Genomic DNA, 11645 nt, shown 5'->3' on the forward strand with positions numbered 1-11645 from the left:
TCGCCCCGGACACGCCCGGCCCCTGCCATCGGAACTTCCAGTGGCCTTCCGGACGTCGACCGGCGCCGACGGGCGCTCACCGGGTCCGGCCGCCACCGAGTGCCGAGCCGATCCAGCACATCGCGTGCGACGCCGCGTCGTGCACCGTGACCACCGGCGCCTGACGCCGTGCTCCGCTGCCGCTCGGGGCCCACCCGTGACGGTCCACGAAGGCATCGACGTGGCGGATCCGGATCAGCACCAGCGTGCATAGCTAGTACGGCAGGGCTTCCGCCGACCCCGGGTCGCGTCGCTGTTGACCGGGCGACGATCGGGGTACATGTCGCGCATGTTCGAGGGATTCACCGACGAACGGATCGACGTCGGGGACGTGGAGCTGCGGGTACGGCACGGCGGGCACGGGCCACCGGTTCTGCTGGTCCACGGGCACCCCCGGACCGGGGCGACCTGGCACCGGGTGGCCCCGCGCCTGATGGACCTCGGGTACACCGTCGTCTGCCCGGACATGCGCGGCTACGGGCAGTCCGGCAAGGCACCGATCCGGCCCGACCACTCCCAGCAGTCCAAACGCGCGGTCGCCGGGGACATGGTCCGGTTGATGCGGGCGCTGGGCCATCCGACGTTCGCCGCCGTGGGCCACGACCGGGGCTGCTACGTGGCGCTCCGCCTGGCCCTGGACCACCCCGACGCGGTCGACCGGCTGGTGGTCGTCGACGGCGTACCGATCAGCGAGGCCCTCGCCCGCTGCGACGCGACCTTCGCCCGGCGGTGGTACCACTGGTTCTTCTTCGCCCAACCGGACACCCCGGAACGCGTCATCGGCGCCGACCCCGACGCCTGGTACGGCGACAAGGCCCGGCCGGAGAGCATGGGCGTCGAGAACCACCGGGAGTTCCGGCAGGCCGTCCACGACCCGGCCACGATCCGGGCGATGCTGGAGGACTACCGGGCCGGCCTCGGCGTCGACCGCGAGCACGAGGAGGCCGACCGGCGCGCGGGGCGTACCGTCCGCTGCCCCACGCTGCTGCTCTGGACGACCCGCGACGACCTGGCCGACCTGTACGGCGACCCGCTCGCCGTGTGGCGTCCCTGGGCCGACGACCTGCGCGGGCACCCGATCGAGTCCGGTCACCACGTGGCCGAGGAGAACCCGGTCGGGCTGACCGAGGCCCTGCACCGTTTCCTCGGCTGACCGGCGGCTCCCGCCTAGCCGGAGCGTCGCACCTCGGCGAGTCGGCGACGGGCACCCTCGGCGGCCGGGTCGCCCAGGTCGTCGAAGATGGCGGCGGCCAGTCGCCAGGCCGCCACCGCGCCGTCGAGGTCGTCCATGGCGGCGCGGGTGTCGCCGAGACGGGTCAGGGTCTCCGCCTGGTGGTAGCGGTCGGCGGAGTCGCGGAACAACTCGATGGACTGCTCGTAGCAGCTCACCGCCGACTCGTACTCCCCCAGTCCGTGGTAGGCGAAGCCCAGGCTGTCCAGCGTCGCCGCCTGTCCGTTGCGGTCGTCGATCAGCCGTTGCTGGGCGAGCGCCTCGGTGCAGTCGGCGATGGCCTGCCGGTGGTTACCCAGCACGGCGTGGAGGTAGCCGATCGCGTTCAGCGCCCGCCCCTCGCCCGCCCGGTTGCCGACCAGCCGGTAGAGCCGCAACGCCTCGTGGGCGTGCGCCAACGCCTCGTCCCGTCGGCCGAGCACGAAGCAGTGCTCGGTGTAGTTGTGCAGCGTCTGCGCCAGGCCGTCCTGGTCGCCGAGCTTCTCGTACAGCGTGATCGCGCGCTGGAGGCGCTCGCCCGCGGTGTCGTACTCGCCCAGCCGGTAGGCGGCCCGGCCGAGCAGGCGGTTGGCGGTGGCCTGTGCCTCCAGGTCACCGAGACGTTCCGCCGACTCCAGCGCGGCCTGCTGAGCGGTCGACTGGTCCTGCCAGAGCCCACCCGGCGCGAGGAAGGTGGTCAACGCCCAGGCCAGCCGCCACGCGTACGCGTCGAAGCCGGTGGCGGTGGCCTGCCGGATCACCCGGAGCAGCACGTGCCGTTCGGCGGTGAACCAGGCCAGCGCGGCGTCCTGGTCGACCATCGGCACGCGGACGTTGCCGGGCAGCGCCGGTAGCGCGGTCACCGGCGGCCACTGCGGCTGCACCAGACGACCGGCCGGTTCGGCGCTGTGCAGATAGTGGTCGTACAGCCGGCGGTGGGCGGCCCACCGCTGGTCGACCGGCTCGTCCGCCTGGGCCAGCTCGGCGGCGTACGAGCGCAGCAGGTCGTGGAAGGCGTACCGGTCGGGGCGGTGCTCGGTCAGCAGGTGCAGCCGGGTCAGCTCGGTGAGCACCGGGGCGACCGCGACACGCGGCCAGCCGAGCAGCGCGGCGGCGGCGGAGCCGCTCAGTTCCGGGCCCGGGTGCAGGCCGAGCAGGCGGAACAGGCGTGCCGCGTCCGGACTCAACGCCTCGTACGACCAGGAGAACACCCGCCGTACGTCACCGTCGGCGAGCATCGCGAGCCGGGTCTCCGGCGCCCGCAGCTCGGCGACGACCGCCTCCAGCGGGAACGTCGGTCGGGTGGCCACCCGGGCCGCCACGATGGAGAGCGCGAGCGGCAGTCGACCGGCTGCCTCGATCATCTCGGCCACGGCGGCCGGCTCGGCGTCCAGGCGGCTGCCGTCGACCCGGCTGCGCAGCAGGTGCGTCGACTCGGTGTCGGTCAGCACGTCGAGGGTCAGCAGTCGGGCGCCCTCGGCGGCGACCAGCGTGCTGAGCTGGTCCCGACTGGTCACCACGACGGCGCAGCGGCCCGCGCCCGGCAGGAGCGGGCGCACCTGGTCGGCGTCGCGGGCGTTGTCCAGCACGATGAGCATCTCGCGGTCGGCCAGCAGGCTGCGGTACAGGCCGGTGCGGGCGTGCTGACTGCTGGGTATGCGGGCCAGCGGTACGTCCAGCGCCTCCAGGAAGCCGAGCAGGGCGTCGGCCGGGGAGACCGCCTCGCCCTCGTCGTAGCCGCGCAGGTTGACATAGAGCTGCCCGTCGGGGAAACGGTCGGCGACCCGGTGCGCCCAGTGCAGCGCCAGGGTGGTCTTGCCGACCCCGGCCATCCCGCACACCACCGTGACGACCACGGAGGTCGGTCCGCCGGCCGGGTGCCCGACGACCGCGTCGAGGCGGGCGAGTTGCTCCCGCCGGCCGACGAAGTCCGGCGTGGTGAGCGGCAACTGCGCCGGGCGGGTACCGGCGACGGGCGCGGGTTCGGCAGGCGGCGGCGGACCGGGCGGCGGGCAGCGGTGGTGCAGGATGTCGTCGTACAGGCGGGTCAGCTCGGGCCCCGGGTCCATCCCGGTCTCCTCGGCGAGCACCTGCCGGGCCTGCCGGAAGGCCGCCGTGGCCCCGGCCGCGTCCCCGCTGTGATATAGGCCCGTCATCAGGTGCGCCCAGGCGCGCTGCCGCAACGGATGCCGTTCGAGCAGGGCCCGGAGTCGCGGGATCACCTGCGCCGCCGCACCGAGCGCGAGTTGGGTGCCGGCGTGGTCCTCCTCGGCCAGCAGGCGGCGCTCGGCCACCTGTCCCACCCAGCGCGACAACGCCCGGGGCAGCGGCAGCCCGGCCAGGACGGGGCCGCGCCACAGCGCCAGCGCCTGCGCCAGTTCGGCCTCGGCGCGTACCGGATCACCGCAGGCCGCGGCGGTGCGCCCGCGTGCCGCGGCGGCGTCGAAGCGGTCCAGGTCGCGCTCGTCCGGCTCCACCCGCAGCAGGTAACCCCCGGCGGTGGTGACGATCCGGCCGTCGTAGTCGATCGCCTGCCGCAGCCCGCGCACATAGGTGCGGATGTTCGCCCCGGCGGAGGCCGGCGGCTGGTCGCCCCAGAGCACGTTGACCAACTCGTCGGCGGGCACGGCCTCGCCGGGGCGGGTCAGCAGCAGGGCCAGCAGCAGCCGTTGTTTGACCGAGCCGAGGTCGACGGGATGCCCGTCCCGGGACACCGACAACGGGCCGAGAAGGTCGAACCGGAGAAGCATCAGTCACCTCAGCCGACGGCCTGAGCCATTGGACCGCACCCCATCCGAACCGCGTCGCCGCACAGCCGGACCGACCGATCGACGGTAGTCGCGCACAATTCGTTTGTACGCCAATTGTGCGCGACGGATACGCCGGAGACCGTACCATCGGCCGCCAATCGATGATCTTCCCAAACGGTGGCGGTCGAGGTGCGCATGCGGGAACGGATCCAGGTCGCCCAGAGTCGGGAGGTGACCTTCGTCGACGTCTGCTCGGTGGTCGTCGGCTCCTCGCCCCGGTCGACGGTGGCCGGCACCGGCCGGATCCAGCAGCTCGCCGACTCGGTCGAGGTGATCCCGCCGATCCTGGTGCAGCGATCGACGATGCGGGTCGTCGACGGTGCGCAGCGGCTGGCGGCCGCCCGGCTGCGCGGCGACCGGCAGATCGCGGTGACCTTCTTCGACGGCTCCGACGACGACGCCTTCGTCGCCGCCGTGCACGTCAACGTGCGGCACGGGATGCCGTTGACCGGCCCGGAGCGGGCCGCCGCCGCCCGGCGGATACTCTCCTCGCACCCGGAGCGCTCGGACCGGTGGATCGCCTCGGTCTGCGGGGTGGCCCCGCGTACGGTGGCGACGCTGCGGCGCTGTTCACCCGATGACCGTGCACATCCGAACATCCGGGTGGGCCGGGACGGACGCCAGCGACCTCTGTCCGCGGCGGACGGTCGGCGGCGGGCCGCGGAGCTGATGCGTCGCCGACCGGAGGCCAGCCTGCGCGAGGTGGCGCGGGAGGCCGGGATCTCGGTGGGCACCGCCTTCGACGTCCGCCGGCAACTGGCGACCGTGGCGACCGTCGCCTGGGAGGGCACGGCGGGCGCCCCGTCCGGGCCGGATGCCGCCGATCCCCTCGGACCGGTGCTCCGGGCCGGGCTGGAACGGCTGGCCAACGACCCATCGCTGCGCTACACCGAGCGCGGGCGGGCGCTGCTGGGGCTGGTCTCCGCGACGCTGGTACTCGTCGAGCAGTCCGACGCGGTCGCCGACGCCACGCCGGGCCACTGCCGCGACGTGCTGCGCAACGTCGGGGAGGCATGTGCCCGCGCCTGGCACGAGTTCACCGACCGGCTCGGCGACACCGATCTGACCGAGCGGGCGGCTTGAGGACCGGCCGCAGCCGGGACGGTCGGGACGAGGTGGTCACCGGCATTCTGCTCTTCTCCGGAGGTGTCGATGAGTGAGACCCCGCCGCCCCGGCACGGCCCGTCCGGCGACCGGACCGCAGGCCTGATGCAGGCGGTCCGACGGCGGACGTCGGTGGCCGCTCTCACCGCGCCTCGGCTGCCGATCCCGGCGTCCCGGCTCGCCGGTGAGGATGTGGACCATCTCCTGCGGACCCGACGGCCGGTGCGGCGCTACCTCGGCGACCCGCTGCCCCGCGCCGACGTGCTGCGGGTCTGTCAGGCCGCTGCCGACGCCGCGCAGCCGGACGCACCGGAGGACACCGACGGCACACGGTGGCTGGTGTTCGCCCGCGCGGTCACCGACACCAGCCCGGGCGTCCACGAGTACCGCGACGGCGAGCTGGTCGACGCGTCCGGACTACCGGCGGCCGAGGCGATGACCGGGCTGGCATCGGGCCCGTGCGCCACGGTGCCGTGCGTGCTGGCTCCGGTGTGGGACCTGGGCGCCGCCCCGGCCGGGCAGGACGTCGACGGCCACCTCGACCTGTTGCTGCGTACCGGCGCGAGCCTGCACGCCGCGTATCTGCTTGCGGTGCGACAGGGTCTCGGCGGCGGCCTGTTCCGGGGCCCGCACCCGGCCCTGCTGTCCGGCGTCGGCGGCCGGGACGACCTGGCGGCCCGACCGTTCCTGGCGCTGGCCTTCGGTCGGCCGGACCCGCGAGACGCTCTCGACGACCTCGCGGGGACGCGCCGGACGAAATAGTCACCTCGGCGACGGTCGATGTTGCCGGACCGGGTCCGAGCGTGCTGGAATGGCTCATATCGCCGCAGCGCGGGGGCAAACGCGCTGGGAACGGCCAGCGCACGGGAGCAGCGCTATGCCGGCAGCGCGCCGCATCGGCAGACGGTCGCGCGCCGCATCGCCAGGCCATCACCACGACGACGGGCACATCTCCGGGTAGGTGTCCCCGCCGAACGTGTGTCCCCCGGTACGAGTCCGCGAGGCGTCGCGGCCGGAGATGTCGGGGGCGTCCGACGCGATCTGCCGACGCACCAGAACCGGCGACGAGGTGAGAGGCAGTCATGATTTCCCGACAGAGTGTGGCGGGGTGGTACCGGAACCGCTTCGTGTGGGTGGCGGTGATCGTGCTGACCGTCTCGGCCACCGCGGTGGCACTGGTCAACGCCGCCGAGACGGACACGAAGCCGACGGACCTGCGCGGGCAGCTCATGACCTGGATGCGCGCCACGCTGGAACAGGCGGACCCGGGGCAGCACAACCACGCCGGCCACGCGCCCCAGCAGGCGGCCGACGGGCAGGAGACGCCACCGGCGGTGGTCTGCGGAGTCCACGTGTACGGCTTCGAGCCGGCCGAGGTGACCTCGATCGCCGACGTCCAGACCGTCTACGGCTTCCACCTCTGCGGGGTGGCCGAGGAGAAGCGCACCTGGGACTGGGCGGTCAAGCTGGCCGGTCCGGTCATCATGGACCGTTCCACCAACCCACCCGGCATCCAGGTGGTCGAGGCGACCGAGGACGTCATCTTCATCGACCGGCTGCGGCAGATGTTCCCGGCGAAGTACGCCGACCTGGCGCAGAAGGAGGCGCTCGAGCCCGGGGAGATGGCCGACCTGCGTCGCCGGTACGACGCGGCGGCCGGGCTGTGACCCGTACCGGCTGATGCGGCGGCCCCGCCCACGGCGGCGCGCCGCTGCCGCGGGTCAGAGCGTGCCCGGCCGGTCCGAGCCCACCAGCGGGCGCCAGGCGCGCAGCGACACGACGCGGACGCCCGGGGTGGTGAAGTACGGGTCCTCGGCCATCAGCCGGCGCACCGTCGCGGCCTCGGCGGCGAAGACCAGCAGTGCGCCGGAGTCGTCGTCCCAGGGGCCGGCGAGGAGCAACGTGCCCTGGTCGTGCCAGGCGCGCAGGCGTTGCCGGTGGTCGGGACGCGCCGCCAGGCGGGCCGGGTCGGCGGTGAAGGAGAGTTCCACACAGATCACGGCGGGGACGCTACGGACCGGACCGACGGTCGGCTGTATCGCGGGATACTCTGCGGAACGTGGCCACCGAGAACCTGTCGGCGGTGCCGTTGTTCTCGATGCTCGACGCCGACCGCATCGAGCGGCTCGCCGCCCAGTGCCCGCTGCGCGAGGTGCCGGCCGGCACCGTCCTGGCCCGGTGCGGCGACCCGGCCGGGCACCTGATCGTCGCGGAGCGAGGCACCGTGGTCGCCGGGTACGACACCCGCCACGGGACACGGGTCCGCTTCGCCACGGCCACCGGCCCCTGCGTGGTGGACAAGGCCGCCACCTTGCACGGTGGCCCGCACACCGCCACCTGGACGGCGGTGACCCGATGCCGGGTCCGGTTCCTACCGGCGGACGTCCTCCGGGCTCTCATCGACGAGGTGCCGGCACTGCGCGACCACGTGCTGCGGCACCTGTCCGGGCAGGTCAACCGGGACCGCCGGGACCGGGTCCGCCGCTCCGCTCCGCAGCCGGCGGCCCGGATCGCGGACTGGATCGCCGAGCACCGGCCCACGCCGGGCAGCCGGATCCACCTGCCCGGCGCCCAGCAGGGGCTCGGCGAGGAGGTCGGCCTGTCCCGGGTCACCGTCAACCGGGCGTTGCGGGTCCTGGTCGAGGCGGGTGCCATCCGGGTCGAACCCGGCGTCGTCGTGGTGGTGGACCCCCGACGGCTCACGGCCGCAGCCGCGCAGCGCTAGCAACGCTCCGGTGCAAGGAAGGGCCCCCTACTAACGCCTCGTGCATAGGAAGGGACCCCTCCTAACACATCGCTGTCAACCTCCGTCAGGCCGATCACTACCGCTCCCTTTTTCGAAAGTTTCCGGAAGTTCTGGTCACGACAATCGGCCCGACATAACATGCACGCGCTTGGATGCATCCGGTACGCCTCCAGCGAAGCACCCCGCCACCAGCCACAATCGCGTAAAGGGATCACCGATGCGCCTCTGGAAATCCTCCCGCCGATCGCGACAGCGATCGCGACTTCTCGCCGTCCTCTGCACCACGACACTCGTCGCGGCCGTGGCCGTCGCACCCGGTCCGGCCGCCGCCGCGCAGACCGTCCTCTCCTCCGACTTCGAGTCCGGCTCGTACGCTCCGTGGGGGGCGCGGGGCGACGTCACCCTCGCCATCGCGGCGGAGGGCCACGACAGCGACAACAGCCTCTCGGTCACCGGGCGTACGGCCGACTGGCAGGGCCCGGCGACCAGCGCCACCACCCTGTTCACCCCCGGCACGCGCTACTCGGTCAGCGCCTGGGTGAAGCTCCCGGCCGGCACCGAGGGCACCGCCGGTGTGCACTTCACCGTGGAGTCGACGCCGGCCGCCGGCGGTGACAACACGTACACCTGGATCGGCGACAGCGTGCCCGCCACGGCGGGCGAGTGGGTGCGGATCGGCGGCGACTACACGCTGCCCACCGGGCTCAGCGCGGCCACCCTCTACGTCGAGGCGGAGGGGACCACCCCGTTCCTGGTGGACGACGTGCTGATCACCGCGCCGGACGGCGGGACCGGACCGGCGCCGGGCACCGTGGTCGTCGACACCGACTTCGAGGACGGGTTGGACGGTTGGGGGCCGCGCGACGGCGGTCCGGGCGCCCCGAGCGTCGCGCTGACCGACGTCGCGCACGGCGGGGAGGCGGCGGCGCTGGTCAGCGACCGGGTCAACCAGGGCGCCGGGCTCGGCCGGGACGTGACCGGGCTGGTCGAGCCCGGCGTGACCTACGAGTTCAGCGCCTGGCTGCGCTTCACCGAGGGCCAGCCGACCGACGAGGTCTGGCTCAGCCTGGCCAGCACCAGCGGCGGCAGCCAGTCGTTCGCCACCCTGGCCCAGTTCACCACCGTCACCAACACCGGGTGGACGCAGGTGACGGCCCGCTTCACCGTACCGGCGGCGGACAGCGCGTACCTCTACTTCGAGACCCGCTGGCAGGGCGCGGACGTACCCGGCAACACCAGTGACTTCCTCGCCGACGACATCGTCGTCCGGGTACCCGAGCCGCCGGTGGTGGAGGACCTCACCGGCATCCACGAGACCACCGACTTCCCGGTCGGGGTGGCGATCGACGGCCGGGAGACCGAGGGTGCCGCCGCGCAGCTGCTGACCCGGCACTTCAACCAGATCACGGCGGAGAACCACATGAAGCCGGAGGCCTGGTACGACGACGAGGGCACCTTCCGCCCGCACGACCAGGCACTGACCCTGATGGACTTCGCCCGCGACAACGACCTGAAGGTCTACGGTCACGTGCTGGTCTGGCACAGTCAGACGCCGGCCTGGTTCTTCCAGGACTCGGCCGGGCAGCCGCTGAGCACGTCCGCCGCCGACCAGCAGGTGCTGCGCGAGCGGCTGCGCACGCACATCTTCGCCGTCGCCCGGTCGCTGAGCGAGCGGTACGGCGCCTTCGGCTCCGCCACCAACCCGCTGTACGCCTTCGACGCGGTCAACGAGGTGGTCAGCGACAGCGGCGAGTACGCCGACGGCCTGCGCCGCAGCGAGTGGTACCGGATCCTCGGCGAGTCCTTCATCGACCTGACGTTCGAGTACGCCGACGAGGCGTTCAACGACGTGTACGCGGTCGCCGGCACCGACCCGGTGACCCTGTTCATCAACGACTACAACACCGAGCAGAGCGGCAAGCAGGCCCGCTACAAGGCGCTGGTGGAGCGGCTGATCGCCCGGGGCGTACCGGTCGACGGGGTGGGCCACCAGTTCCACGTCTCGCTGGCCACGCCGGTCAGCAGCCTGGAGGCGGCGCTGGACGCGTTCACCGGCCTGCCGGTGACGCAGGCCGTCACCGAACTCGATGTCACCACCGGCACCCCGGTCACCCAGGCGAACCTGATCGAGCAGGGCTACTACTACCGGGACGCCTTCCGGATCTTCCGGGAGCACACCGACGACCTGCTGGCCGTCACCGTGTGGGGGCTGACCGACGGGCGTTCCTGGCGGTCCGGCAACGGCGCGCCGCTGCTGTTCGACGACAACCTGCGCGCCAAGCCCGCCTACCACGGCGCGGTCGACGGCGAGCTGCCCGCCCGGCTGCGCACCGCCACCGTCTTCGCCGGGGACGTGCCCCTGACCGCCGCCGCCCCGACGGACCTGACCTGGCGCACGCTGCCACTGCACCCGGTGGAGGAGGCGGCCCGGTTCCAGTTGCGCTGGGCACCGGACCACCTCACCGCGTACGTCACGGTCACCGACACCACGGTCTCCGCCGACGACCGGATCGAGTTCGCCCTGGACGGCGAGACCTACCGGGTCCGGCGGGACGGCACCGGTGACGTGCCGGCGGTGGCGGCGGCCCGGGACGGCGGCTACCACCTGGTCGCCCACCTGCCGCTGGCCGAGGCCACCCGGGGGGACACGCTCTCCCTCGACGTCCGGGTCACCGACGACGGCACCACCTCCGGCTGGAACACCCCGGGTGCGGTCGGCACGCTGACCCTGGTGGAGGAATTGTCGTACCTGGAGGTGCGTCGGGCGTCCAGCGCGCCGGTGGTCGACGGCACGGTGGACGAGGTCTGGAGCCAGGCGAGCACGGTGACCACGGCCAAGCAGGTCTCCGGCACCGACGGGGCGGTGGCGCAGGTCCGGACGCTGTGGCGGGACCAGACGCTCTACGTGCTGGCCGAGGTCACCGACCCGGAGGTGGACGTCTCCGGGTCCGACCCGTGGACCCAGGACTCGGTGGAGATCTACGTCGACGCCGGCAACGCCAAGAACGGCTCCTACCGCTACGACGACACCCAGATCCGGATCAACGCCGACAACGTCGTGTCGTTCGGCACCGGCGACGAGGCGTTCCAGGCGGGACGGCTGACCAGCGCGGCCGTACGGACCCCGACGGGCTACACCGTCGAGGCCGCGATCAGCCTGCTGGAGTACGGCGGCCTCGACACGTTCCACGGCCTGGACTTCCAGGTCAACGACGCCTCCGGCGGTACGCGCACGTCGATCCGCAACTGGGCCGAACAGGAGGGCGTCGGCTACCAGAGCACCGCCCGCTGGGGGGTGGGCCGGCTGGTCGAGGGCTCGACCGTGGACGTCACGCTCACCCGGGTGGCCCGGTGGAACTCCGACAGCGGTGGGGGTTACTGCGCCACCATCACCGCCACCAACACCGGCGACAAGCCGGTGGCCTGGAGCGCGATCGTCGACCTGGAGGGCGACATCTACACCGCGTGGAACTTCACCCGGGAACGCCTGGCCGACGGCGGCTACCGGATCAGCGGGGTGGACTGGAACCGGACCCTGAAGCCCGGCGCCAGCACCCACAGCGTCGGATACTGCGCCAATCTGTGAGACCCGGCCCCGGCTGACGTCGGGGCCGGTCCGTGGGCCTCGTGGGGGGCCCCCCCCAACCCCGTGGCCCCCCCCCCGGGACCCCGGGGCGGGGGCCCCCCGACCCGCCCCGAGGGCAATACATAGGGCCCGCCGGGCCCCCCCCCGAAA

8 protein-coding genes are annotated in these 11645 nt (G+C 73.2%); 6 read left to right on the plus strand and 2 right to left on the minus strand.

From position 1 onward, the window contains the following. Positions 1 to 319 precede the first annotated feature (319 nt). Positions 320 to 1192, plus strand: coding sequence for an alpha/beta fold hydrolase (locus ACIBO1_RS16900; RefSeq protein WP_396747129.1), 873 nt, complete (start codon positions 320 to 322; stop codon positions 1190 to 1192). A gap of 14 nt (positions 1193 to 1206) precedes the next feature. On the opposite strand, the gene ACIBO1_RS16905 is transcribed toward ACIBO1_RS16900, so the two are convergent. Next, the gene (locus tag ACIBO1_RS16905; RefSeq protein WP_396747132.1) at positions 1207 to 3999 is read right to left on the minus strand and encodes an AfsR/SARP family transcriptional regulator; all 2793 of its coding nucleotides are present in this window, start codon (positions 3997 to 3999) and stop codon (positions 1207 to 1209) included. A gap of 177 nt (positions 4000 to 4176) precedes the next feature. Between ACIBO1_RS16905 and ACIBO1_RS16910 the strand changes: the two genes are divergently transcribed. The 3 genes from ACIBO1_RS16910 (at position 4177) to ACIBO1_RS16920 (ending at position 6830) form a co-directional block, all read left to right on the plus strand. Continuing rightward, positions 4177 to 5142, plus strand: a complete 966-nt coding sequence (locus ACIBO1_RS16910) for a ParB N-terminal domain-containing protein (protein WP_396747135.1) — start codon at positions 4177 to 4179, stop codon at positions 5140 to 5142. 69 nt (positions 5143 to 5211) lie between these two features. Continuing rightward, the gene (locus ACIBO1_RS16915; protein ID WP_396747138.1) at positions 5212 to 5925 is read left to right on the plus strand and encodes a hypothetical protein; all 714 of its coding nucleotides are present in this window, start codon (positions 5212 to 5214) and stop codon (positions 5923 to 5925) included. A 320-nt stretch (positions 5926 to 6245) separates the two neighbouring features. Next, a complete protein-coding gene (locus ACIBO1_RS16920; RefSeq protein ID WP_396747140.1) occupies positions 6246 to 6830 on the plus strand; it encodes a hypothetical protein in 585 nt (194 codons plus the stop codon). Positions 6831 to 6884: 54 nt separating this feature from the next. Here ACIBO1_RS16920 and ACIBO1_RS16925 read toward each other — a convergent pair whose 3' ends face one another. Then, positions 6885 to 7163: a YciI family protein gene (locus ACIBO1_RS16925; protein WP_350696972.1), complete on the minus strand. Its 279-nt coding sequence runs from the start codon at positions 7161 to 7163 to the stop codon at positions 6885 to 6887. Between the two features lie 59 nt (positions 7164 to 7222). Between ACIBO1_RS16925 and ACIBO1_RS16930 the strand changes: the two genes are divergently transcribed. Both ACIBO1_RS16930 and ACIBO1_RS16935 read left to right on the plus strand, forming a co-directional pair. Then, entirely contained in the window at positions 7223 to 7888 is a 666-nt protein-coding gene (locus ACIBO1_RS16930; protein WP_396747143.1) for a Crp/Fnr family transcriptional regulator, read from the plus strand. 322 nt (positions 7889 to 8210) lie between these two features. Further along, positions 8211 to 11495: an endo-1,4-beta-xylanase gene (locus tag ACIBO1_RS16935; RefSeq protein ID WP_396747148.1), complete on the plus strand. Its 3285-nt coding sequence runs from the start codon at positions 8211 to 8213 to the stop codon at positions 11493 to 11495. Positions 11496 to 11645 lie beyond the last annotated feature (150 nt).

Origin of the sequence: Micromonospora sp. NPDC049903 (genome assembly GCF_044460945.1) — a bacterium.
Taxonomy (GTDB): domain Bacteria; phylum Actinomycetota; class Actinomycetes; order Mycobacteriales; family Micromonosporaceae; genus Micromonospora.